Source organism: Xanthomonas sp. CFBP 8443 (assembly GCF_025666195.1).
In the GTDB taxonomy this organism is placed as follows: domain Bacteria; phylum Pseudomonadota; class Gammaproteobacteria; order Xanthomonadales; family Xanthomonadaceae; genus Xanthomonas_A.
In genome coordinates, this window is record NZ_CP102592.1 from 2424163 (window position 1) to 2448443 (window position 24281).

At 68.5% G+C, this 24281-nt stretch carries 16 protein-coding genes; all 16 read right to left on the bottom strand.

Features of this window, described 5'->3' with window-relative positions; genetic code table 11:
• Nucleotides 1-389: 389 nt before the first annotated feature.
• Nucleotides 390-2633, bottom strand: a complete 2244-nt coding sequence (locus NUG20_RS10325; protein WP_286038047.1) for a methyl-accepting chemotaxis protein — start codon at nt 2631-2633, stop codon at nt 390-392.
• Between the two features lie 237 nt (nt 2634-2870).
• Nucleotides 2871-5231 carry a methyl-accepting chemotaxis protein gene (locus NUG20_RS10335; RefSeq protein WP_263398225.1) on the bottom strand — a complete coding sequence of 787 codons (2361 nt, stop codon included), beginning with the start codon at nt 5229-5231 and terminating at the stop codon, nt 2871-2873.
• A 14-nt stretch (nt 5232-5245) separates the two neighbouring features.
• Nucleotides 5246-6010, bottom strand: a complete 765-nt coding sequence (locus tag NUG20_RS10340) for a transporter (protein WP_263398226.1) — start codon at nt 6008-6010, stop codon at nt 5246-5248.
• A gap of 316 nt (nt 6011-6326) precedes the next feature.
• Nucleotides 6327-8990, bottom strand: coding sequence for a methyl-accepting chemotaxis protein (locus NUG20_RS10345; RefSeq protein WP_263398227.1), 2664 nt, complete (start codon nt 8988-8990; stop codon nt 6327-6329).
• Nucleotides 8991-9195: 205 nt separating this feature from the next.
• Nucleotides 9196-11406 (bottom strand): methyl-accepting chemotaxis protein, encoded by a 2211-nt coding sequence (locus NUG20_RS21850; RefSeq protein WP_286038046.1) that lies wholly within the window; start codon nt 11404-11406, stop codon nt 9196-9198.
• 394 nt (nt 11407-11800) lie between these two features.
• Complete coding sequence (locus NUG20_RS10360; protein ID WP_263398228.1) at nt 11801-13924, bottom strand: methyl-accepting chemotaxis protein; 2124 nt, start codon at nt 13922-13924, stop codon at nt 11801-11803.
• Between the two features lie 378 nt (nt 13925-14302).
• Nucleotides 14303-16303, bottom strand: a complete 2001-nt coding sequence (locus NUG20_RS10365) for a chemotaxis protein CheA (RefSeq protein WP_263398229.1) — start codon at nt 16301-16303, stop codon at nt 14303-14305.
• Between the two features lie 34 nt (nt 16304-16337).
• Nucleotides 16338-16703: a response regulator gene (locus NUG20_RS10370; protein WP_263109418.1), complete on the bottom strand. Its 366-nt coding sequence runs from the start codon at nt 16701-16703 to the stop codon at nt 16338-16340.
• On the bottom strand, nt 16700-17008 hold the full coding sequence (locus NUG20_RS10375; protein ID WP_263398230.1) for an STAS domain-containing protein: 309 nt from the start codon (nt 17006-17008) through the stop codon (nt 16700-16702). The genes NUG20_RS10370 and NUG20_RS10375 overlap by 4 nt, the downstream gene beginning before the upstream one ends.
• 270 nt (nt 17009-17278) lie before the next feature.
• Nucleotides 17279-18646 carry a chemotaxis protein CheW gene (locus NUG20_RS10380; protein WP_263398231.1) on the bottom strand — a complete coding sequence of 456 codons (1368 nt, stop codon included), beginning with the start codon at nt 18644-18646 and terminating at the stop codon, nt 17279-17281.
• A complete protein-coding gene (locus NUG20_RS10385) occupies nt 18643-19425 on the bottom strand; it encodes a ParA family protein (RefSeq protein ID WP_263398232.1) in 783 nt (260 codons plus the stop codon). Before NUG20_RS10385 ends, NUG20_RS10380 begins: the two co-directional genes overlap by 4 nt.
• On the bottom strand, nt 19425-20429 hold the full coding sequence (gene motD / locus NUG20_RS10390) for a flagellar motor protein MotD (RefSeq protein ID WP_263398233.1): 1005 nt from the start codon (nt 20427-20429) through the stop codon (nt 19425-19427). The genes NUG20_RS10385 and motD overlap by 1 nt, the downstream gene beginning before the upstream one ends.
• 10 nt (nt 20430-20439) lie before the next feature.
• On the bottom strand, nt 20440-21180 hold the full coding sequence (locus NUG20_RS10395) for a flagellar motor protein (protein WP_263398234.1): 741 nt from the start codon (nt 21178-21180) through the stop codon (nt 20440-20442).
• A gap of 343 nt (nt 21181-21523) precedes the next feature.
• Nucleotides 21524-23260: a chemotaxis protein CheA gene (locus tag NUG20_RS10400; protein WP_263398235.1), complete on the bottom strand. Its 1737-nt coding sequence runs from the start codon at nt 23258-23260 to the stop codon at nt 21524-21526.
• A 4-nt stretch (nt 23261-23264) separates the two neighbouring features.
• Nucleotides 23265-23873 (bottom strand): protein phosphatase CheZ, encoded by a 609-nt coding sequence (locus NUG20_RS10405; protein ID WP_263398236.1) that lies wholly within the window; start codon nt 23871-23873, stop codon nt 23265-23267.
• Nucleotides 23873-24265 carry a chemotaxis response regulator CheY gene (gene cheY, locus NUG20_RS10410; protein WP_010341542.1) on the bottom strand — a complete coding sequence of 131 codons (393 nt, stop codon included), beginning with the start codon at nt 24263-24265 and terminating at the stop codon, nt 23873-23875. The genes NUG20_RS10405 and cheY overlap by 1 nt, the downstream gene beginning before the upstream one ends.
• Between the last annotated feature and the right edge of the window lie 16 nt (nt 24266-24281).

Here is a 24281-nt window from a genome sequence, read left to right on the forward strand (position 1 = left end):
ATGCGTGCTGCTCGCCAACGCCTGTGGGTCTGTGCATTCAGCGGTGCGATTGCAGCGATGTGAGGGATGCCGGTCTCTTCGGAGCATCGTTGCAGGTAACGCCACGCCGGCGTTGTGTGGCGTCCCAGGGGCGCGGCCATGTCCGACCGTGTTAGAGCCTGCGACCGATGGGCCGCACCAGGCTGATCGCTCGCAACTATGGACGCTATGGGTGAGCGATCGCATCCAATGCGATGCCAGGCTCCGGACAGCGGCGCTGCGGAGCGGAAGCCGCGGCCGATGAACTACCTGGCGGGATGTTCCAAGGCCGATGCTTTTCAGGACAGGCCGGGCCTACCGTTTCTAGGAACGCGCGGTCGCCACGCCATGCGGCGTGGCGACCGTAATGCTCAGAATTCCTGCCAGCTTGCGTCGTTGCTGCTGGTGGCCGACGGCTTGGGGGCGTTGCGCACCGCACGCGTCGCGGCGGCGACCTGTGCCTTGACCACGGCCGCGACAGAGGCCGGAGCCGGGGCCGGGCGCTTGTGCGACGCGGCGGTGGCGTCGATCTTGAACACGGCGACCGCGCTGCGCAGCTGCACCGCCTGCTCTTCCATCGAGCGCGCCGCGGCAGTGGCTTCCTCGACCAGCGCGGCGTTCTGCTGGGTGGTCTCGTCCATCTGGGTGACGGTCTGGTTGACCTGTTCGATGCCCGCGTATTGTTCCTGCGAGGCGGCGGAGATCTCGCCCATGATGTCGGTGACGCGTTGCACCGAGGCCACGATTTCCTGCATCGTGCGGCCAGCCTGGTCGACCAGCACCGAGCCTTCGGCGACGCGGGTGACCGACTCGTCGATCAATCCCTTGATCTCCTTGGCCGCACCGGCCGAGCGCTGGGCGAGGGTGCGCACCTCGCTGGCGACCACCGCGAAACCGCGGCCCTGTTCGCCGGCGCGCGCCGCTTCCACCGCGGCGTTCAAGGCCAGGATGTTGGTCTGGAAGGCGATGCCGTCGATGACCGAGATGATGTCGGCGATCTTCTTCGAGGAGGTCTCGATGCCGCTCATCGTGCTCACCACCTGGCTCACCACGTCGCCACCCTGCGAGGCCACCGCCGCGGCGCCGACCGCCAACTGGTTGGCCTGGCGCGCGTGCTCGGCGTTCTGTTTCACCGTGGAAGTCAGTTCTTCCATCGACGCGGCGGTTTCCTCCAGGCTCGCCGCCTGCTGTTCGGTGCGCCGCGACAGGTCGTCGTTGCCGGCGGCGATCTCGCTGGCCGCACCGTTGATGCTGACCGCCGCGGTCTGGATCCGGCCGACGATATCGGCCAGCTGCTCGGCGGTGGCATTGGCGTCGTCGCGCATCCGCGCGAACACGCCCTGGAACTCGCCGTGCATGCGTGCGGTCAGGTCGCCGGCGGCGATGGATTTCAGCAGCTTGGACAGGGCGTCGAGGTTGCCGTCGGCGGTGGCCATCAACTGGTTGAGGCTATCGACCATGGCGCGGAAGTCGTACTGGAAGCGCTGCGCATCGCCGCGCACGCTGAAATCGCCGGCCGCGGCGGCGCCGGCCAGCTGGCCGATCTCGCGGTTCATCGCGGTCAGATTCTGCTTGACCGTGTCCATGGTCTCGGTCAGCACCGCCTTTTCGCCGGGCAGGCGGTCCATGTCCTCGCTGAAGTCGCCGATCGCATAGCGGCCCATGATCTGCGCCAGGCGCAGCTTCACCGCGATGTGCGAGGCAGCGAGAGCGTTGCTGTCGTGGACCATGCGCCCGTACTCGCCGGGGAACGCCGCGGCATCCATGCGATAGCTGATCTGGCCGGTGTCGTGGCGGCGGGCCATCTCCAGCTGCGCGGTCAGCACCGCCTGCAACTGGCTCTGCATCCGCTTCATGCTGGCGAGCAGGCGGCCGGTCTCGTCGCGGGCGTCGCTGTGGATCTCGTCGTCCAGCTTGCCGGCAGCGATGTTTTCGGCCACGCGGGTGGCCAGGCTCAGCGGCTGGGTCAGGCTGCGGGTGATCAGCCAGGCCAGCAGGCTGCTGATCACCACCACCGCGATACCGCCGGCGATCAACGCGTTGCGACCGGTCGTCATCGCCGTCACGGCCGCAGCGTAGGCCTGCTGGCTCACCCTGCGCTGCATCGCGACGTTGGCGCGGATAGCGTCCTGCCAGCTGTCCATCGCCGGGCCGGCTTCGCTGATCAGCAGCGCCTGCGCCTGGGCGTTCTGATTGCTCTCGGAAAGCGCCATGACCCGATCGTTCAGCACGCGCGCCTTTTCGCGGCGCACGTTGATCGTGTCGCGAATCTTCTGGCCCTCGGCATTGGCCGCGGTCGCATACAGCGCGTCGCGGCTTTCGTTGTAGCGTTGGCGCTGCTCGGCGATGGTGGCCAGCGCCTTGCGGTTGTCCTCGGGCGAGGTGACGATGGTGGCGTTGCGCAAGGCCACGGCAATGCCCGAGTTCGCGTCCAGCATCTCCGACGACAGGCGGATCTTTTCCATGTTCGTCTTGACGATGCCGTCCAACTGCTTGCGGGCGCTGGACATCGACGACAGGCCCGCTGCGACCAGCAGGACGGACAGCAGGATCAACAGGCCGAAGGCCGCGGCCAGGCGGCGTCCGACGTTGTAGCGTTGCAATAGCGAGTTCATGGCTGACCTCATTGGTTACCGGAGATGGCGATGTCGCTCCAGTGCGCAACGCCTCTGCGGAGAGGCGTTGCCTGGAACGACGCGACGTGGCGGTAGGCGAATGAAGGAAAGGGACTCGACTGCGTTGCAACGTTCTATGCCTTCGCCTGAATGTTGTATCGGCGCGGCTGGGCAGTTATGGATGGGACGTTGGGCTCAGGGCGGGGCGCCGACCTGAACGATTGTCTTTCTGCAGGGTCAGGATGTCTGCCATTGCGCATCGATCGCATCGGCGATGGCTTGCGCGTCCGCCTGGGCGTGGCTTCGCCGCGCGGGTTCGGCAACCGCGGCATGGTGCGCCGGGAGCGCAGAAAGCGCGGAGACGCCGGCCTTGCGGGCGGTGGTGTCCTGGACCAGCCGGAACACCGCGACCGCATCGCTCAGCTGCGCCGACTGCTCTTCCATCGAGCGTGCCGCGGCGGTGGCTTCTTCCACCAGCGCAGCGTTCTGCTGGGTGGTTTCGTCCATCTGGGTCACGGTGCGGTTGACCTGCTCGATGCCCTGCGACTGCTCCTGCGAGGCGGCGGAGATCTCGCCGATGATGTCGGTGACGCGCTGCACCGAGGACACGATTTCCTGCATGGTCTGGCCGGCGCGGTTGACCAGCACCGAGCCCTGGGCGACGCGGCCGACCGACTCGTCGATCAGGCCCTTGATCTCCTTGGCGGCATTGGCCGAGCGCTGGGCGAGGGTACGCACCTCGCTGGCGACAACCGCGAAGCCACGGCCCTGTTCGCCGGCGCGCGCGGCTTCCACCGCGGCGTTGAGCGCCAGGATATTGGTCTGGAAGGCGATGCCGTCGATCACCGAGATGATGTCGGCGATCTTCTTGGACGAAGTCTCGATGCCGCTCATCGTGGTCACCACCTGGGCGACCACCTCGCCGCCCTGCGAGGCGACAGCCGCCGCGCCCACCGCCAGCTGGTTGGCCTGGCGCGCGTGTTCGGCGTTCTGCTTGACGGTGGAGGTCAGCTCTTCCATCGACGCCGCGGTCTGCTCCAGGCTGGTGGCCTGCTGCTCGGTGCGGTGCGACAGGTCGCTGTTGCCTTGCGCGATCTCGCTGGCGGCGGTGTGGATGTTGCCGCTGGCTTCCTGGATGCGGCCGACGATGCCGGCGAGCCGTTCGGCGGTGGCGTTGGCGTCGTCGCGCATGCGGGCGAACACGCCATGGAACTCGCCGCGCATGCGCGCGCCCAGGTCGCCGTCGGCCAGCGCGCTGAGCAGGCGCGAGACTTCGGCGATGCTGACCGCGTTGGCGTCGAGCAGGCCGTTGAGCTGCTGCGCCAGCAACAGGAAGAAGCCCTGCTTGCCGTCGCTGTCGATGCGCTGGGACAGGTCGCCGGCGGCGGCGCTGCGCACGACTTCGGCCACTTCCACTTCGACCTTGGCCTCGGCGGTGCGGTCGCGCCATTCGCAGACGAATCCGACGTGGGCGCCGGCCTCGTTGCGGATCGCGGAAATCTCCTGGGAGATGCAGGCGCCGCGGTAACGCACTTCGCGCTGTGCCGCGCCCTGGCGGTCGAGCCGCTGGTAAATCTCCGCGTCCTGCGAATTGCCCACTTCCAGCAGCGACACCGACTGGCCGATCACGGCCGCCGAACCATCGAAGGCCGGCGCGCAGGCGCGGATGTCGTCAGCATAGGTGTGCAGCAGTTTCTGCAGCGCGCCATTGGCGTAGACGATGGTCAGGTCGGGATCGGCGATGTACATGCCGGTCGAGGCGTTGTCCAGCGCGGTGCGGATGCGCAGGTTCTCGGCGGCGACGCTGCGCTCGCGTTCGATCCGTTCGCGCAGTTCGCGCTGCATCCGCGCCAGCGCCGCCATCAGGCTGTGCGCGTGCTTGGCCGCGACCGGGATCGGCTGGTCCAGGCGGCCTTCGGCGATGTGCTGCGCGGCGGCCATCGCCACGCGCGGCTCGCCGCCGAGCAGGCGCGACACCGAGCGCAGGATCCAGACCGCGGCCAGGCCCAGGCACAGCACGGCCAGCACCACCGCGCTGGCCTGCTGCCAGGTGGCGCGGCGGCTGTGCTGTTCGGCGGCGCTGCGGCTGGCCTGGTTCAACCCCAGGATGTGTTCGCTGATCGCGCCCATGCGCGTCTCGAGCTGTTCGAAGCTCTCGCTGAAGGCGGCATAGGCGGCGGCGCTGTCCCCCTGCGCTTCGACCAGGGTCACCACCTGGTCCGCGGCGGCGATGTAGCTCTGCAGGGCGGGCGCGACCGCCTCCAGCTCGGTGCGCAAGCTGGGATCCAGCGGCAGTTTGCGGCTGTCGGCCAGGGCCTGGCGGAACTCCGCCGCGTGCTCGACCAGCGAGGCGCGCGCGGCCTTGATGCCGGCGTCGTCCTGCCGCGAGCCGGCCAGCAGCGCGGTGGTGACGTCGCCGCGCAAGGCGTCGTGCATCATGTCCGCCTGCATGTGGTTGCGCAGCGCATCGGAGGAGGTGACCTGCGCGGCGACCGCGCTTAGCAACCCGTGCTGTGCGCTGTAGCCGACGCCGCCCAGCGCGAGCAGCGCGAGCACCGCCACCAGCACCAGGATTGCGAGCATGTGCATGATCTTCATCGGCGTCGCCTGGTTCAGAAGCGGAGGGACAGGCCCACGCCGAGCGCGTGATCCGGCGAACGGTCGTTGAGACCGTAGCTGTAGACCGCGTCCAGCTGCACGTCGTTGCTCAGCAACCAGGCCGAGCCGACGTCGAGCAGGGCGATGGTGCCGCCGTCGTCGCTGTTGGCGATCTGCGGCAACGCCAGTTCGACGAACGAGCGGCTGTGTTCGGTCCATGCCTTGCCGACCACGACGCCGAAGATGCCGGCGGCGTAGCGATGGCCGTCGCCGTCGTCGTCCCAGATCACGCCGGGCATCACTCCGGCCGAGAGCGTCTCGCTGAGGTCCCATTCGGCGACCAGCCGGAACGATGGCCGCGCGCCATGGCCGCGCAGGGCGCGCGCGCCGCTGGGCAGGTCCACGTGCAGCAGCCAGGCCAGCGAGGCGCTGCCGTCGTCGGAACTGGCCAGGTGGTGCTTGATCCCGAGCGAAACGTCGGCGAAGCCGGAGACGTCGGCCCCGCCTGGCGCATCGAACTGCTGCCAGCCGTCGGTTTCCAGGCGCAGTTCCCAGGTCGGGCCGAGGCCGTAGCGGAACAGGGTGGGCGTGGAGTAGCCATCGACATCGCCATCGCGCTCCCAGGCAACGCTGGTCTCCACCTGCAGCCGGCGGTCGCCGACGGTGAGGCTGGATTCGACGAAGTCAGGGCGATCGGTGGCGATCGGATCCTCTTCGGCGTGAGCGAGGCTGGCGATGCCGAACAAGGTCAGGCAGCTGGCGAGAACGATAGGCTTCATTGCGATCCCCATGAACGGTCAATCCTGAAACGCAGGTGCTTGGCTGCCCTGTCCGCCGACTGGCCGCATGGTGCGTTCGGCCGGCTGTCGCGCTTCGTGATGCAGCTAGCAGAATGTCTTCAAGCTAACGGCCCCGTCCGGGTTTTCTTTAAACGTGTCCGACCAGTGGCTTGGAGCGGACATCGAAAAGCCAATCGAGCAGCGCTCGGCATCGCGTCGTTGTCGCGCCGCAACATGCTGTGCGGGCGGCGACGGTGCTGCGCATGTCGTAACGGCGCGTTCCCGGCGCGATGCGGGAACGCGCCGAATCAGCCGCTCAGAACTCGTGCCATTGCGCCTCGTTGGCGCTTGCCGGCGTGCTCGGCACCGCGCGTATCGGCGCCTGGTTGCGCTTGGCCGGCGTGCTCCTGGTTTTCGCAGCAGGTGCTTTTGCGTTCGGCGTGGCGTCCGCGATGCCGGGCCTGGCCACGGCTGCCACGGAGGAGGCGAGCGTGTTGTCGAGCTTGAACAAGGCCACGGTCGCGGTGAGCTGTCCGGCCTGTTCTTCCATCGAGCGCGCGGCCGCGGTGGCTTCCTCGACCAGGGCGGCGTTCTGCTGGGTGGCCTCGTCCATCTGGGTGACGGTCTGGTTGACCTGCTCGATGCCGGCGTACTGCTCCTGCGAGGCGGCCGAGATCTCGCCCATGATGTCGGTGACGCGTTGCACCGACGCCACGATCTCCTGCATGGTCTGGCCGGCCTGGCCGACCAGCACCGAGCCTTCGCTGACCCGGGTCACCGACTCGTCGATCAGGCCCTTGATCTCCTTGGCCGCGCCGGCCGAGCGCTGGGCGAGGGTACGCACCTCGCTGGCGACGACCGCAAAGCCGCGGCCCTGTTCGCCGGCACGCGCCGCTTCCACCGCGGCGTTGAGCGCGAGGATGTTGGTCTGGAAGGCGATGCCGTCGATCACCGAGATGATGTCGGCGATCTTCTTCGACGAGGTCTCGATGCCGCTCATCGTGGTCACCACCTGGCTCACCACGTCGCCACCCTGCGAGGCGACCGCCGCGGCGCCGACCGCCAACTGGTTGGCCTGGCGCGCGTGCTCGGCGTTCTGCTTGACGGTGGAGGTCAGTTCCTCCATCGACGCGGCAGTTTCCTCCAGGCTTGCCGCCTGCTGCTCGGTGCGCCGCGACAGGTCGTCGTTTCCGGCGGCAATCTCGCTGGCCGCGCCGTTGATGCTGACCGCCGCGGTCTGGATGCGGCCGACGATGCCGGCCAGCTGTTCGGCGGTGGCATTGGCATCGTCGCGCATCCGCGCGAACACGCCGTTGAACTCGCCGTGCATGCGTGCGGTCAGGTCGCCGGCGGCGATGGCCTGCAGCAGCTTGGACAGCGCGTCGAGGTTGCCGTCGGCGGTGGCCATCAGCTGGTTGAGGCTGTCGACCATGGCGCGGAAGTCGTACTGGAAGCGCTGCGCGTCGCCGCGCACGCTGAAATCACCGGCGGCCGCGGCGGAAGCGAGCCGGTTGATCTCGCGGTTCATGTCGCTGAGGTTCTGCTTGACCGTATCCATGGTCTCGGTCAGTACCGCCTTCTCGCCGGGCAGCCGGTCCATGTCCTCGCTGAAGTCGCCGATCGCATAGCGGCCCATGATCTGCGCCAGGCGCAGGGTGACCGCGATGTGCGAGGCAGCGAGCGCGTTGCTGTCGTGGACCATGCGCCCGTAGTCGCCGGGGAACGCGGCCTCGTCCATGCGGTAGCTGGTCTGGCCGGCGTCGTGGCGCTGCGCCATTTCCTTCTGCGCATCGAGCACCGCGCGCAGCTGTTGCTGCATGCGCTGCAGCGCGCCGAACAGCCGGCCCAGCTCGTCGTTGCGCGGGTACTGGATGCGGCTGTCCAGGCGCCCGGCAGCGACCGCGCCGGAGACCTCGACGGCATCGGCCAGCGGCTTGACCACCAGCCGCCGCAACAGGAGGTAGAGGCCGCCGCTGAGCAGCAGCGCCGCGCACAGGCCGACCGCGATGATGGTCCACAGCAGCGAGCGCGCCTGCGCCATCAGCACCGTGCGCGGGACCACCACGCCCAACGCGAAGCGCTCCTGCGCCTGGCCGATCTGCAACGGCACATAGACCTCGACATCGGTGGCGCCGGTCTGCGCATCGGCGACTTCGCGGGTCACGTTCTGGCCCTTGGCGATGTCGGCCAGCAACGCGCGCGTGCCCGGGTCTTCCAGTTTCTTGCCGACCAGGGCCGCATCGCGATCGGCGATGACCGCGCCGCCCGGCGACAGCAGGCGCACGTGGCCTTCGCCGAGCGGGCGCAGCTTGGCCAGGCGCTGCTGCAGCTTGTCCAGGCCGAAATCGGTATTGATGATGCCGAGGAACTTGCCGTCCTCCATGATCGGCGTGGTCAACGTGGTCATCAGCACCTTGGTGCCGCCGATCTCGTACACGTAGGGCTCGACCACGGTCGGGCGGTGCTGCTGGCGCGCCTTCAGGTACCAGTCGCCTACGCCGGGCACGTCGTAGTCGCGCAGCGGCTCGCGCACCTGCTTGTCGCCCTGCCAGGCCCAATACACCATGTAGCGGCCGCTGGCGTCGTGGCCTTCGGCGTCGCTGTAGGCGGTGTCCTTGCCGTCGAACGCCTGCGGTTCCCACAGCGTGCCCAGGCCGGTCCAGTCCGGGTGCTGGCGCAGTTCGCGCAGCACGACCTCGCTGAACGTCTCGCGCATCCTGTCGTGGTGGCGCTGCGCCAGCAGGCTGTTGGCGAAGACCTGGTTGGAAACGAAGGCCGCGCCGACGTCGCTGGAAATGCGCTGCGCTTCCAGGTGCGCGGTCTCGGTCATGCCGGTCTTGGCCGAGGCCAGCAGCGTATCGCTGCTGCGCACGTAGATGATCGCGGCGGTGACGCCGAAGCAGAATACGGCGATCGCCGCCACGCCGAGCATCAGGCGGGTCGCGACACTGGTGGAGCGGGAGGCTGGAGTCGGGCTCATGGCATTCATCGGCTGGCGGAAGTGGGGAGCGCCCGCAGACCGGTGCGCACGCCGGCGATGCTGGATTGGCGGCGTCGATCGCTGGCGCGACGCAGCGTCTGTGCTGTCTGCGTCTGGGTTCTTATCGGCAGCGTGTCGCGCAAATTGAATCGGCCGCAGGGGTGCGGCCGATCGGAATGACGCTATGCGGAGCGGATGCCCGGGTTCAGAATTCCCGCCATTGCGTTGCGCTGCCGGCTACGGCTGCCCCCCGCGATGCCTGCGCCACGCGCACGTGCGCAGGCGAAGCCGGCACGCCGCGCAGGGTAGGGCGGACCGGCGCCACGGTGTCGGTCGCCTCGATCTTGAACACCGCCACGGCCCCGAGCAGCTGGCCGGCCTGTTCTTCCATCGCGTGCGCGGCGGCGCTGGCTTCCTCGACCAGCGCGGCGTTCTGCTGGGTGCTCTCGTCCATCTGGTTCACGGTCTGGTTGACTTGCTCGATGCCGGCATACTGTTCCTGCGAGGCGGCGGAGATCTCGCCCATGATGTCGGTCACGCGCTGCACCGAGGCCACGATTTCCTGCATGGTGCGGCCGGCCTGATCGACCAGCACCGTGCCTTCGGCGACGCGGGTGACCGACTCGTCGATCAGACCCTTGATCTCCTTGGCCGCGCCGGCCGAGCGCTGGGCGAGGGTACGCACTTCCGAGGCGACCACGGCGAAACCGCGGCCCTGTTCGCCGGCACGCGCCGCTTCCACCGCGGCGTTGAGCGCCAGGATGTTGGTCTGGAAGGCGATGCCGTCGATCACCGAGATGATGTCGGCGATCTTCCTGGAGGATGCCTGGATGCCGCTCATCGTGGTCACCACCTGGCCGACCACCGCGCCGCCTTGCGAGGCGACGGCGGCTGCGCCGACCGCGAGTTGATCGGCCTGGCGCGCGTGTTCGGCATTCTGCTTGACGGTGGACGTCAGTTCTTCCATCGAGGCCGCGGTTTCTTCCAGGCTGGCCGCCTGCTGCTCGGTACGCCGCGACAGGTCGTCGTTGCCGGCAGCGATCTCGCTGGCCGCGCCGTTGATGCTGACCGCCGCAGTCTGGATCCGGCCGACGATGTCGCCCAACTGTTCGGCGGTGGCATTGGCGTCGTCGCGCATTCTGGCGAACACGCCGTTGAACTCGCCGTGCATGCGCGCGGTCAGGTCGCCGGCGGCGATCGCCTTCAGCACCGTGGACAGCGATTGGAGATTGCCGTCGGCGGTACCCATCAACCGGTTGAGGCTGTCGACCATGGCGCGGAAGTCGTACTGGAAGCGCTGCGCGTCGCCGCGCACGCTGAAGTCGCCGGACGCCGCGGCGGAGGCGAGTTGGTTGATCTGGCCGTTCATCGCGGTCAGGTTCTGCTTGACCGTGTCCATGGTCTGCGCCAGCACGGCCTTCTCGCCGGGCAGCCGGTCCATGTCCTCGCTGAGGTCGCCGATCGCGTAACGGCCCATGATCTGCACCAGGCGCATCTTCACCGCGATATGCGCCGCGACCAGCGCGTTGCTGTCGCGGACCATGCGTCCGTAGTCGCCGGGAAACGCGGTTTCGTCCATGCGGAAGCTGATCTGGCCGGCCTCGTGGCGCTGCGCCATTTCCGTCTGCGCCGCCAGGACGTCGCGCAACTGGGTCTGCATGGTGCTCATGCTGGCCAGCAGGCGTCCGGTCTCGTCGCGCGACTGGGCATCGATGTGGTTGTCCAGCTTGCCCGCGGCGATGGCATCGGCGACGCCGATCGCCAGGCCCAGGCGCTTGAGCAACTGGCGGCGGATCAGCAGGCACATGCCCACCGCGACCAGGACCGCGATCAGGCTGCCGAGCAGCACCGACCATTTGCCTTGCGCGCGTACGATCTCCAGCTGTTGGCTGCGCTTGACCAGCAAGCCGCTTTCCTCATCGGCGAACGCGCTCAGCAGTGAACGGATCTCCCCCATCGTCTTGCGGTCGCGGCCTTCGGCGAACCCGGACAGGACCTGTTCCTGGCTATCGGGACGCTCGCGCAGGGCGATGATCCGCTGCTCGATCTGCAGAAACTCCTGATACACGGTCTGCAGCTGCGCCAGGCGCGCCTGCTGCCGCGGGTTGTCCGCGGTCAGGCGCTTGGCTTCGGCGAAGTTCTTTTCGAAGCCGGCCTGGCCGAGGGCGAACGGCTGCAGATAGTCCTTGTTGCTGGACAGCAGATAGCCGCGGGTGCTGGTCTGTACGTTCAGCGCATTGGCCTGCATCAGTTCGCCGGTGGCGAGCACCTTGAAGGTGTGTTCGTTGATGGCGACCGCGTCGTTGAGCTGGAACTGGCTGCGCAGGCTGATCGCCCCGACGATGAGCAGCACCAGCACGACGGCGCCGAAGCCCAGGGCGAGTTGCGTAGACAGGGGCAGATTCTTGGTCTTCATCGTGATCCCGGAGCTGAGAGGAATGGCTATGGATAGGCGGAGGCCACGTGGCGTGGCATCCATGTCCTCTGTAACGGCCGGGACATCGTTAAGTTCAATCTATTTTTAGACGCCGATAGATAGGCGTGGCCAATGGAGATGTGCGAACCCGGCGGGTAGATACGTTGGAGAAGGTCACGCCTGGGTCGCCCGTCGCCCTCGACCTGTCGCCTGTATTCCACAGTTGTCGCGAGCGATGAGCCGACATGGCAATGTAGGCAGCCGGCTTTCGCGTCGCAAAGCAAAGGGCCGCGGAAGTCGCGGCCCTTTGCTGTCATGTCGGAGCGTTACGCGCGGCTTGACCTGGATCTTTGTCGTCTCCGCAGATTCTGGCCGCGCCGGCTGTGCCGGCGCACTACGCGGCCCGGCGTGTCGCCGCGGCGTTGCTCGGCTCGATCTTGAAGACCGCCACCGCCTCGGTGAGCTGCCCGGCCTGGTCCTCCATCGAGCGCGCGGCGGCAGTGGCTTCCTCGACCAGCGCGGCGTTCTGCTGGGTGGCCTCGTCCATCTGGGTCACGGTCTGGTTGACCTGCTCGATGCCCGCGTACTGCTCCTGCGAAGCGGCCGAGATCTCGCTCATGATGTCGGTCACGCGCTGCACCGAAGACACGATCTCGGTCATGGTCTGACCCGCCTGCTGGACCAAGGTCGCCCCTTCGGCGACGCGCGTCACCGACTCGTCGATCAAGCCCTTGATTTCCTTGGCCGCGCCGGCCGAGCGCTGGGCCAGGGTGCGCACCTCGCTGGCGACGACCGCGAAACCGCGGCCCTGTTCGCCGGCACGCGCGGCTTCCACCGCGGCGTTGAGCGCCAGGATATTGGTCTGGAAGGCGATGCCGTCGATCACCGAGATGATGTCGGCTATCTTCTTGGACGAGGTCTCGATGCCGCTCATCGTGCTCACCACCTGGGCGACCACCTGGCCGCCCTGCGAGGCGACAGCCGCCGCGCCGACCGCCAGCTGGTTGGCCTGGCGCGCATGCTCTGCGTTCTGCTTCACGGTGGAAGTCAGCTCTTCCATCGACGCGGCGGTTTCTTCCAGGCTGGCCGCCTGCTGCTCGGTGCGGCGCGACAGGTCGTCGTTGCCGGTGGCGATCTCGGTGGCGGCCGCATTGATGCTGACTGCGGCGGTCTGGATGCGGCCGACGATGCCGGTCAACTGATCGGCGGTGGCGTTGGCGTCGTCGCGCATGGTCGCGAACACGCCCTGGAACTCGCCGCGCATGCGTGCGGTCAGGTCGCCGGCGGCGATGGCTTGCAGCAGCGCCGACAGTTTTCCCAGGTTATGGTCGCTGACTTCCATCATCGCGTTGAGGCCTTGCACCATCAGCCGGAAATCGTGCTGGAAGTGCGCCGCATCGCCGCGGGCGCTGAAATCGCCGGCAGCGGCCGCGGCGGCCAGGCGCTTGATCTCGGTGTTGATCGCCAGCAGGCTGGCCTTGGCCGCATCCATGGATTCGTGCAGTACAGCACGGCTGCCGGGCAGGCGCCGCGCGTCGCGGCGCAGGTCGCCGTTGGCGTACTCGTTGAGCACCGCGATCGCGTCGACGATCGCATCCAGGTGCTCGAACATCATCGTGTTGATGCCCTGGCTCAGCTCGCCGTACACGCCGGGGAAGTCCTGCGGCATGCGATGGGTCATGTCCTTGTCCGCATGCAATTCGATCATCTGCGCGGTCTCGCGGGAGAAGCGTTGCAACTGCGTCTGCATCCGGTCCATCGCGTTGAGCAGGCGGCCCGGCTCGTCGCGCGCGTCGGTATGCACGTTGTTGTCCAGGCGACCCTCTGCGATCGCCTCGGCGGCGCGGGTGGCGCGGTTCAGCGGCTGGGTCAGGCTGCGGGTGATCAGCCACGCCAGCAGGCTGCTGGCCAGGACCGCGGCGATGCCGCCGCCGATCAGCATCCTGCGGCCGCGGTCGGTATGCGCGATCGCGGTCGCATAGGCTTCCTGGCTGAGTTCGTTCTGCAGGACGACGTTGCTGCGGATCTTGGCTTGCCATGCAAGCGTGGCGGGCCGCGACTTTTCGTGGAAAATCTTCTGCGCCAGGGCGTAGTCGCCGGCCTTGACCGCGTCGATCACCGCGTTGTTGAGCGGCCTTGCCGTCTCCAGCAATTGTTCGATCTCCGCGCGCGTGCGCTTGCCTGCCTCGTTGGTCGGCATCGCGTAGAGCTTGGCGCGCTCCTGGTCGTAGTGAGCGCGTTCGCTCTGGATCAGCGCCAGGGCCTTTTCGGCTTCGGTTTCGCCGACCTGCATCGCGTAGGTTCCCAATGCGCCCAGGATGGCGGAATTGGCGTCCAGCATGCTGTTGGACAGGTTGATCTTCTGGATGTTGGAGTTGACGATGCCGTCCAGCTGCTTGCGCGCGCCGGACATCGCGAACAACCCGGCGGCGACCAACATGCCGGAAATCAGGATCAGGATGCCGAATGCGGCGGAAAGTCGATTGCCAACGCTGTAGCGCTGTAGAAATGCGTTCATTTGGTTGGCTCCGTTGAATGTTCGATTCGATTCATTTCGCAATAGTATTTATTTGAAATTGTGACTTTCGCCACGATTTGTCTACTTCGTAGCGGCGGCGCTGCCGGGATCTTTAATCGTTCAGCCCTGTTTTGGGATCCACCTGCGGACCGGCATCCGGTTGCGATGCGTCGTCGGGTTGTGTCGCGGCCCTTTGGCGAGCGCAGCCTCGCGCATCCGCTTCAGCGAGACGCTTTCGCGCCGTACCCTCACCCCAACCCCTCTCCCGCTGGGAGAGGGGCTAAGGCACGGCATCCAAAAAAAGAAAGCCCCGGCATCGCTGCCGGGGCTCGGTTTTCCTTGCTGACCGCGCGATGCGCGGCGCGGTGGGAGGAGCGATCAGGCGGCCTGCGGTACCCGCAGCGAGCGCACCAGTCCGCCGATGTCCACGATCAGCGCGACGCGGCCGTCGCCGAGGATGGTGGCGCCGGAGATGCCGCCGATGCGCCGGTAGTTGTTCTCGATGTTCTTGACCACCACCTGCTGCTGGCCGACCAGTTCGTCCACTTCCAGCGCGATCTTCTGGCCGTCGGCTTCCACCACCACCACCAGCGGCTCGGCCTGCTCGGTGCGGCCGTAGCCGTAGGAGTCGCTGAGCGAGAGGATCGGCAGGTACTCGCCGCGGACCCGCAGCACGCGGCCTTCGCCGGCCATGGTGCGGATGTCGTCGGGCTGCGGCTGCAGCGCCTCGAGCACGTAGGCCAGCGGCAGGATCAGGGTTTCGCCGGCGACCGACACGGTCATGCCGTCCAGGATCGCCAGGGTCAGCGGCAGCCGGATCAGCACGCGGGTACCGCGGCCGGAATTGCTTTCCAGCTGCACTTCGCCGCCCAGGCCCTGGATGTTGCGGCGGACCACGTCCATGCCCACGCCACGGCCGGACAGGTCAGTGACCGCGTCGGCGGTGGAGAAGCCCGGGGCGAAGATCAGGTCCCACACCTGCGCGTCGGTCGGGTTGTCCGGCACGCTCAGGCCGCGCTCGGCGGCCTTGGCCAGGATCCGCTCGCGGTTCAGGCCGGCGCCGTCGTCGCTGACTTCGATGACGATGTGCCCGCCCTGGTGCGAGGCGGCCAGGGTGATGGTGCCGGTCTCGTCCTTGCCGGCGGCGCGGCGCGCTTCGGGCATTTCCAGGCCGTGGTCGATCGAATTGCGCACCAGGTGCACCAGCGGATCGGCGATCTTCTCGATCAGGCCCTTGTCCAGCTCGGTGCCTTCGCCGATGGTGCGCAGCCGCACCTGCTTGCCGAGGCGGCTGGACAGGTCGCGGACCAGGCGCGGGAAGCGGCGGAACACCGCATCCACCGGCAGCATGCGCACGCCGATCACCGCTTCCTGCAGGTCGCGGGTGTTGCGTTCGAGCAGGTCCAGGCCGGCGAACAGGCGTTCGGCATGGGCCGGGTCGAGATCGCCGGAGACCTGCTTGAGCATGGCCTGGGTAATGACCAGTTCGCCGACCAGGTTGATCAGCGCATCGACCTTGTCGACGCTGACCCGGATCGAGCTTTCCGCTTCGTGCGCGGCGGCGGCATTGCCGGCCGGCGCATTGGCGGCCACGGCGGCGGCCGGTGCGGCGGTGGCGCTGGCCGGAGCCTGCGCCAGCACCGGTGCCGGCGCGCTGGCCAGGCTCGGCGGCGGCACCGCGCGGATGTCCAGTTCGCAATCGTCGATCACCCAGGCGAAGGTGTCCTCGATCGCGCTGCGCGGCACCTTGGCGACCAGGCCCAGGTCCCACGCCAGGTAGGCCTCGAGCGGGTCGAGGTCGTTGAAGCCGGGCAGGCGGCCGCTGCGGCAGGCGATCTGCAGCGGGCCGAGGTGTTCGAGTTCGCGGATGATGCGCAGCGGGTCGTTGCCGCTCATGAACAGCGACGGCGCGGGGGTGAAGCCGATCTGCCAGGCTTCCGGCTCGGCCGGCTGGTTGGCGGCCGGGGTCGCCGCGGGCGCGGCGGCGGCGGTGCCGTTCAGGGCCTGCTGCAGGCGGTCGTGCACGGCCTTGACCGCGACCGGATCGGCCAGGGTGCCGTGCTCGGCTTCGCGCAGCAGCGCGCGCAGCACGTCCACCGAGCCCAGGATCGCATCGATCGCGTGCGCTTCCACTTCGCGCTTGCCCGAGCGCAGCTCGTCGAGCAGCGTCTCCAGCACGTGGGTCAGCCCGGCCATCGCCTCGAAGCCGAAGGTGGCGGCGCCGCCCTTGATCGAGTGCGCGGCGCGGAACACCGAGTTGATCACTTCGGGATCGCGGTTGCCTTCTTCCAGCGACAGCAATCCGGCTTCCATCGCGTCCAGCCCTTCGCGGCTTTCCTCGAAGAAGGTGGCGTGGAAACGTTGCAGGTCCATGCTCATGGGCGGGGAATCCGGAAAAAGGGGTGGAAAGGAATCAGCCCAGGACTTTCTGGACGGTGGCGATCAGCTGTTCCGGGTTGAACGGCTTGACCAGCCAACCGGTGGCGCCGGCGGCCTTGCCTTCGGACTTCTTGTCCGCCGCCGACTCGGTGGTCAGCATCAGCATCGGCGTGAACTTGTAGTCCGGCAGCTGGCGCAGCGCGCGGATCAGCGAGATGCCGTCCATGTTCGGCATGTTGACGTCGGTCACCACCGCGTTGAAGCGCTGGCCCTGCGCGCGGCCGAGGGCGACCTGGCCGTCTTCGGCTTCCTCCACCGCGAAACCGGCCGAGGTAAGGGCAAAGGCGACCATCTGGCGCATCGACGCCGAATCGTCCACCACCAAGATACGTGCGCTCATGCGGCGTTCTCCACAGATTTCAGGTTGTCAGAGGTTGCAGGAAGGCCCAGCGATTCGCTGACCCCCAGTAGGCGTGCCGCATCGCGGAACGTGTCGTTGCAGGCGTCGAACACGGTGCGTTTGCCGTCCTGGCGACGTGCATCGACGAATGCGCACAGCACCTGTACGGACGCGGTGTGGATGCGGCGGACCTCGCCGGCGTCCAGCCGCAGCTCGTCGTCCGACGCCAGGAACGGGGTCAGCCGTTGTTTCAGGTCGGCGCTGGTCTCGATGCCGAGATCTTCGCCAAGGGTGACTGTGCTCATCATTGCTCCGCACGAATGGTTCTAGGGCAGATAACGGCCAATGCGCGGGAAGCTTTAGCGGCGCATCGGGAAAATGCTGCGGGGTTGGCAGTCGCCGCGCGGCCGGGCCGCGGCGCGCGGGGCATGCGGCGGCGCCATGGCGGTCCGCGGCGAGCCTGGACGCCGCCGTGGCGACCTCGCCGCACGCGCTGCGTTTGCTGGGTTCCTGGTGCCCGCGCGCGCACCGAGGCGCGGGCGAGGAGCCTTGCCGGCGGCGACGCGTCGGGCGCGTCAGTGCAGCAGCTGCTCGGCGTCGAGCAGGATCATCGGCTGCGCCCCCAGCCGCGCCACGCCGCGGAACAGATGGTTGGAGATGCGGCAGATGCGGGCGTTGTCCGGCGGCTCGATCTGCTGGTCGGTGAGGCTGGCCACGTCCTCGACCGCGGACACGCGCAGGCCCAGGGTCTCGCCGTTCTCTTCCAGCACCACCACCCGGGTGAGCATGTCCATCTCGATCGGCGCGGCGCCCAGATGGATGCCCAGGTCGATCACCGGCACCACCTGGCCACGCAGGTTCATGATCCCCAGCATCGCGGTCGGGGTGCCGCGCAGTGCCAACAGCGGCACCGGCAGCACCACTTCCTGCACCTTCAGCAGTTCCAGCGCGTAGGCCTGTTCGCCGCAGCGCAGGCGCAGCCAGCGGGTGCTGCGGTCCGGCGCGCGGCGCTGGTGCGGGGAGGCTTCGTGCGCCGCGCTCGGGGCCATGAACGCCTCCAGGTTGGGCGGCAAGCGCGAGGCTCCGCCGGCCAGTGCGCGCTCGGCCTCGGCGCGACGCTCCGGCGGCACCGCCATCGGCGCGCGCTTGATCGCACGCGCTTCGGCGGCATCGTCCTCGGCGGCCAGGTTGCGCGGCGTGGTGACGGCGCGTTCCATCTCCATCGCCGCGACCACTTCCAGGTCGGCCTGGCGCTCGGCGTCGGGCTGCGCCTGCTGCGACATGATGCCGGCCAGGGCCGGGTCGGAATCGGCTTCGGCCAGCACCGCGGCGGCGATCTCTTCCGGAGTGGGGCCGGCCACGGCAGGCTTCGGTGCCTGCTGCGACATGATGCCGGCCAGGGCCGGATCGGAATCGGCTTCGGCCAGGACCGCGGCAGCGATTTCTTCCGGGGTGGGGCCGGCCGGCGCGGGCTTCGGCGCCTGTTGCGACATGATGCCGGCCAGGGCCGGATCGGAATCGGCTTCGGCCAGCACCGCGGCGGCGATTTCTTCCGGGGTGGGGCCGGCCGGCGCAGGTTTCGGTGCCTGTTGCGACATGATGCCGGCCAGGGCCGGATCGGAATCGGCTTCGGCCAGCACCGCGGCGGCGATTTCTTCCGGGGTGGGACCGGCCGGCGCAGGTTTCGGCGCCTGCTGCGACATGATCCCGGCCAGGGCCGGATCGGAATCGGCTTCGGCCAGCACCGCGGCGGCGATTTCTTCAGGTGTAGGGCCGGCCGCTGCGGGCGCCTCGGCGACCGGTTCCGCTTGCGGCGCCGGCGTCGGCGTCGGCGCGGCGCTGGCCGCGGCCAGCGCTGCCAGCCGTTCGGCGTTCTGCTCTTCGGCGATCACGTCGTGCAGCAGGCCTTCCAGATAGTCGTCGATCACGCCGGGCGTGTTCATGCGGCCTGCTCCATCGGCGTGGCGTCGCTGGCGATCAGCCATTCCAGCGCGCGGCGGTAGGCGGCCAGGCCGCGGCCGGGGTAGTCGCCGGGCACGCCGGCGACCGTCAAGGCCTTGACGTTGCAGATCTTGGTGTCGACCGGGATCGCGTCTTCCCAGACCCGCTCGCCGTAGCTGTCCTGCATGTGCCGCAGGCTGTCGTTGCCGGCGCGGGTGCGCTTGTCGAACAGGGTCGGCAGGATCGAGGCGGGCAGGGGCCGGCGGCGCGAGCGCTCGACCATGTCCACGGTGCGGACCATGCTGGCCAGGCCGTGCAGCGCGAGCGGTTCGGCCTGGGTCGGGATGATCACCCGGTCGGCCGCGGCCAGCGCGTTGATCATCAGCAGGCCCAGGGTCGGCGGGCAATCGAGCAGGATGTAGTCGTGCTGGCCGACGTGGCGGGCCATGGCCTGTTGCAGCGCCAGGCCGAGCCCGGGCTGGTTGGCGCTGCGCCGCTCCAGCGTGGCCAGCGCGGTCTGCCCGCAGACGTAGCTGAGGCGGTCGATGGGGCTGTTGTGGGCCAGCGACGCCAGGTCGCCCGGCGGGGTCGCGAACAGGTCGAGCACGCCGCTCGGCGGCGGGTCCTGCGGCACGTCGAAGGCGCGGGTCAGCGAGGCGTGCGGATCGAGATCCAGCATCAGCACCCGGTGGCCGAGCATGGCCAGGCCGCGGCCCAGCGCCAGCGTGGTCGTGGTCTTGCCCACGCCACCCTTCTGGTTGGCAATCGCCCAGATGCGCATCAGTTCACTCCTTCAATTGCGGCAGGTACGGCGCGGGGCCCGCCGGCAGCGCCGGCAGCCGCCGCGGCGGGTTGGATCGGGGACGCCGGCGCGGTGCCGGCACTGCTGAATCGGTCTTGCGGCGACGGAGTACCGGCCGCCGCGGCGACGGGCGCGGTGCCGCGGCCGGCGTCGAGGCTGTCGGCCTCGGCGCCGCCGGCATCGGCCAGGATCACCAGCACCACGCGGCGGTTGGCGTTGCGGCCGGCCTGGCTGTCGTTGTCGGCGAGCGGGCGGAACTCGCCGTAGCCGATCATCGACAGCCGCGACGGCTGCAGGCCCTGGTCGGCGAACAGGTGCACCACGCTGGCCGCGCGCGCCGCCGACAGCTCCCAGTTGGACGGGAACTGCAAGGTGGCGATCGGGCTGTTGTCGGTATAGCCCTCCACGCGCACGCCGTTGGGCACCGGCACCAGCACCTGCGCCAGTTGCGTCAGGGTAGCGCGGGCGCTGTGGTCCAGCGACGCGGAGCCGGAGCCGAACAGGATGTCGCTGTTGATCTCCACTTCGATCCACAGCCCAGCATGGCGCACGCTGATCAGCTTCTTGTCGATCAGCGGCGCCAGGGCGGCGCCGAGCCGGGCGGCGATGCCGTCGAGCTGGCGCTGCGCGCGCCGCAGTTGTTCTTCGTTGCGCAGCGCGTCGGCCGCGCGCAGCGGCGAGGCCGACGGCAGCCGGTTCGGGTCGGGCAGGGACAGCGCCGGGCTGGACTTGATCGGGGTCGGACGCGCGCCGCCCTGGCCCTGCATCAGGCGCTCGCCGACCTGCACCGGGCTCATCGTCCGCGGCGCGCCGCCGAAGGCGGTGCTCATCGCGTCGGCCATGACCCGGTACTTGGCCTCGTTGACCGTGGACAGCGCGTACATCACCACGAAGAAGGCGAGCAGCAACGTCATCAGATCGGCATAGGGGATGGCCCATGCCTCATGGTTGACGTGATCTTCGTGCTGACGCTTGCGGGCCATAGTGGTCGGGTCAATGCAAGAAGCCGGCCAGCTTCGATTCGATGTTGCGCGGGTTCTCGCCCTGGGCGATGGCGATGAGCCCTTCGATGATCATTTCGCGCTCGCCGCTGCTGTGCTTGATCACACTCTTGAGCTTGCTGGCCATCGGCAGGAACAGCAGGTTGGCCGAGGCGATGCCGTAGATGGTGGCGGTGAACGCGGCGGCGATGCCGTGGCCGAGCTTGCTCGGGTCGGCCAGGTTCTTCATCACCGCGATCAGGCCCAGCACCGCGCCGATGATGCCCAGCGTCGGCGCGTAGATGCCCATGCCTTCGAACACCTTGGCCGCGGCCAGGTCACAGTGCTCCTGGCCGTCGAGGTCGATCTCCAGCATGTGCCGGATCGACTCCGGCTCCACGCCGTCGACCAGCATCTGCAGGCCCTTGCGCACGAACGGGTCGCTCTGGTGCTGGACCTGGTTCTCCAGCCCGAGCAGGCCCTGGCGGCGGGCGATGTTGCTCCACTCCACGATCTGCTGCAGCAGCTGCTGCCGATCGCTGGCCGGCGGATGCAGGATCCACTTGGCGATCTGGAACGCGCGCCGGAACACCGCCGGCGGCGTGTGCACCAGGATCGCGGCGACGGTGCCGACGATCACGATCACGAACGCGGCCGGCGACCACAGCGCCGAAATGCCGGCGCCCTTGAGGATGCTGCCGCCGACCAGCGAGGCGATCGCCAACAGCAGACCGATGAGACTGAGTTTGTCCATGCAGGATCTATCGGCAGATGGGGGAGGGACTTGATGGTGGAGCTCGGGACTCGGGACTGGGCACCCGGGACTCGGAGGGTGGTCGCGAGTGCGCTGCGTTTTTGCTTTTCTGTGGGAGGGGCTTCAGCCCCGAGGCGTTATCGGTACGGCGTCGGGGCTGAAGCCCCTCCTACAGAAAAGCGGCTGGGTTAAAAAAAAGCCGCTTTTTCTTCAGAAAAATCGGCACTTTTTTCATCAAATCGCTTGACAGCGATTTGGCCCGGGACATCATCCCGAGTCCCGAGTCCCGAGTCCCGAGTCCCGAGTCCCGAGTCCCGAGTCCCGAGTCCCGAGTCCCGAGTCCTCAGCTCTTCAACCCATCCACATCCAGGATCAGCGCCAGTCGGCCGTCGCCGATCAGGGTCGCGCCGGCGTAGCCGGGCAGGCCGCGCAGGGCGCGCGGCAGCGGTTTGATCACCACTTCCTCGCGGCCGCGGACCTGATCCACGACCAGGCCCATGCGCGATTCGCCGGCCTGCAGCACCACCACGGTGAGCAGCGGCAATTGCGGCGCCTCGATGTTCAGCCACTGGCGCAGGTCGACCAGCGGCAGGGTGTGCGATTGCCGGTCGAGCACGGCGCGGCCGTCGAACCAGCCCAGCGAGCGGCTCGGCGCGTGCAGCACTTCCACCACGCGCGCCAGCGGCAGCGCATAGACGGTGTCGCCGGCCTGCACCAGCAGGGTCGGCAGGATCGCCAGGGTCAGCGGCACGCGGATCAGGAAGCGGCTGCCGCGGCCCAGTTCGGACTGGATCTGGATCTGCCCGCTGAGTTCGCGGATGCGCGACTGCACCACGTCCATGCCGACGCCGCGGCCGGAGATGTCGGTGACTTCGGACTTGGTCGAGAAGCCGGGCAGGAACACCAGGTGCAGGCATTCCTCGGTGGTCAGGCGCGCGGCGGCTTCCGGATCGATCAGGCCCTTCTCGCGCGCTTTCTGGCGCAGGCGTTCGGGGTCGATGCCGGCACCGTCGTCCTGCACCTCGATGCTGACGTAGTCGCCTTCCTGCTGCGCCGACAGGCGCACGTGGCCGCCGCGCGGCTTGCCGGTGGCCTCGCGCAGCGCCGGGGTTTCGATGCCGTGGTCGATCGCGTTGCGCACCAGGTGCACCAGCGGATCGGCCAGCGCCTCGACCAGGTTGCGGTCCAGTTCGGTTTCGGCGCCGATCAGTTCCAGGTCCACTTCCTTGTTGAGGGAGCGGGCGACGTCGCGCGCCACCTTCGGGAAGCGCGAGAACACCTTGCCGACCGGCTGCATGCGGGTGCGCATCACCGCCGACTGCAGGCGCGCGGTGGCGATGTCCAGGCTGCTGACCGCGCGGTCCAGTTCCTCGTCGCGCAGGCGCACGCGCAGGGTCTTGAGCCGGTTGCGCGACAGCACCAGTTCGCCGATCAGGTTGACGATCGCGTCCAGGCGCTTGGTGTCCACGCGCACGGTGTGTTCGGGTTCGGCGGCCTTGGCCGGCGCGCCGGCGGGCTTGGCGCTGGGTGCCGGCCGCGGCGCGGCGGCCGGTACCGGCAGCGCGGCCGGTGCGGCACCGCCGTGCAACTGGTCGAGCAACGCTTCGAATTCGTCGTCGTCGATCATCTCGCTGTTGCCGCCCGCGGCCGCTGCCGGCGCGGCGACCGCAGCGGCCTTGGCGCTGGGTGCGGCGGTCTCTTCGCCGCTGGTCGCGAACTGCGCGATCAACTGCTGCGGCGCGCGCGGCGGCTCGTTGCCGCTGCCGAACGCGTCGAGCATCGATTGCAGGTAGTCCAGCGACTGCTGCGCGGCGTCGAAGTGCCGCGCCTGCAACGTGGCCTGGCCGGCGCGGGCCTGGCCCAGGGTGTCCTCGGCGGCGTGGCACAGCTCGACCATGGCGTTGATCGCCAGGAAGCCGGCGCCGCCCTTGAGCGTGTGGAAGCCGCGGAACACCGCGTTGAGCTGGTCGCTGTCCTCGGGCGCCTGCTCCAGCGACACCAGCTGCTCGCCGAGCCGGTCCAGGATTTCCTGGGCTTCGATGATGAAGTCGGCAGCGATGTCGTCGGGTACGGCGCTCATAAAATTACAATCCCAGTCCGGACAGCAGGTCGTCGGCGTCGTTCTGCGACACGCCGTGACGGTCCAGTCCGGCCAGTGCGGGGCCGGCCAGGCTGCCGTCGGGTTTCTTGTCTTCCTTCGGCGGCAGGCCGAGCGCGCCGAAGCCTTCGTGGACGCGGCGCACGATGGTCGCGACGCGGCGGATGATCTGCCCGGTCAGGTCCTGAAAGCTCTGCGCCAGGGCCATCTCGGTGAGGTTGTGGCGGATCTTGTCGAGGATCTCGCCCTGGTCGCCGGTCAGCCCGCCGGCGCGCAGCTGTTCGGCCAGCGCGCGGCATTCCTCGGCCAGGTCCAGGGTGCGGTGGCTGGCCTCTTCGGTCATCGCCACCACGTGGTCCAGGCGCGAGCAGGCATCGTCCAGCTCGCCGGCCTCGGTGGGCACGGTCGGCAGTTCGCCGAGCGCCTGGCCCAGGTCGCGCGCCAGCCGGCTCAGGCCCTGCATCATCGGCCGCGTGCGCCAGGCGGCGAGCGTGTCGATTTCCTTGCGCCAGCCGGCTTCGTCGCCTTTTTCCAGTGCGTCCAGCGCACCTTGCAGGCGTTCGATCAGGGCGCTGCGTTCGGCGGTGGCTTCCATCAGGCGGTCGCTCCCAGGCGCTCGAAGATCTTGCCCAGCTTTTCCTGCAGGGTCTGCGCGGTGAACGGCTTGATGATGTAGCCGTTCACGCCGCACTGCGCCGCCTCGATGATCTGCTCGCGCTTGGCCTCGGCGGTCACCATCAGCACCGGCAGGTGCTTGAGCTTGTCGTCGGCGCGGATGTTGCGCAGCAGGTCGATGCCGGTCATGCCGGGCATGTTCCAGTCGGTGACCACGAACTCGAACGGTGCCGAGCGCAGTGCAGCCAATGCACTGTTGCCGTCTTCGGCCTCTGCAGTGTTGGTGAAGCCGAGATCGCCGAGCAGGTTCTTGACGATGCGCCGCATCGTCGAGAAATCGTCCACGATCAAAATCCGCATGTTCTTGTTCACCGCTAACTCCTTGGGT

Coding starts and splice junctions, on each gene's coding strand:
- NUG20_RS10345 (WP_263398227.1), bottom strand. CDS start 8,990: ATGAGCCCGACTCCAGCCTCCCGCTCCACCAGTGTCGCGACCCGCCTG.
- NUG20_RS10380 (WP_263398231.1), bottom strand. CDS start 18,646: ATGAACACGCCCGGCGTGATCGACGACTATCTGGAAGGCCTGCTGCAC.
- NUG20_RS10360 (WP_263398228.1), bottom strand. CDS start 13,924: ATGAACGCATTTCTACAGCGCTACAGCGTTGGCAATCGACTTTCCGCC.
- NUG20_RS10375 (WP_263398230.1), bottom strand. CDS start 17,008: ATGAGCACAGTCACCCTTGGCGAAGATCTCGGCATCGAGACCAGCGCC.
- NUG20_RS10325 (WP_286038047.1), bottom strand. CDS start 2,633: ATGAACTCGCTATTGCAACGCTACAACGTCGGACGCCGCCTGGCCGCG.
- NUG20_RS10370 (WP_263109418.1), bottom strand. CDS start 16,703: ATGAGCGCACGTATCTTGGTGGTGGACGATTCGGCGTCGATGCGCCAG.
- NUG20_RS10405 (WP_263398236.1), bottom strand. CDS start 23,873: ATGGAAGCCACCGCCGAACGCAGCGCCCTGATCGAACGCCTGCAAGGT.
- NUG20_RS10335 (WP_263398225.1), bottom strand. CDS start 5,231: ATGAAGATCATGCACATGCTCGCAATCCTGGTGCTGGTGGCGGTGCTC.
- motD (WP_263398233.1), bottom strand. CDS start 20,429: ATGGCCCGCAAGCGTCAGCACGAAGATCACGTCAACCATGAGGCATGG.
- NUG20_RS10395 (WP_263398234.1), bottom strand. CDS start 21,180: ATGGACAAACTCAGTCTCATCGGTCTGCTGTTGGCGATCGCCTCGCTG.
- NUG20_RS10385 (WP_263398232.1), bottom strand. CDS start 19,425: ATGCGCATCTGGGCGATTGCCAACCAGAAGGGTGGCGTGGGCAAGACC.
- NUG20_RS21850 (WP_286038046.1), bottom strand. CDS start 11,406: ATGAAGACCAAGAATCTGCCCCTGTCTACGCAACTCGCCCTGGGCTTC.
- NUG20_RS10365 (WP_263398229.1), bottom strand. CDS start 16,303: ATGAGCATGGACCTGCAACGTTTCCACGCCACCTTCTTCGAGGAAAGC.
- NUG20_RS10340 (WP_263398226.1), bottom strand. CDS start 6,010: ATGAAGCCTATCGTTCTCGCCAGCTGCCTGACCTTGTTCGGCATCGCC.
- NUG20_RS10400 (WP_263398235.1), bottom strand. CDS start 23,260: ATGAGCGCCGTACCCGACGACATCGCTGCCGACTTCATCATCGAAGCC.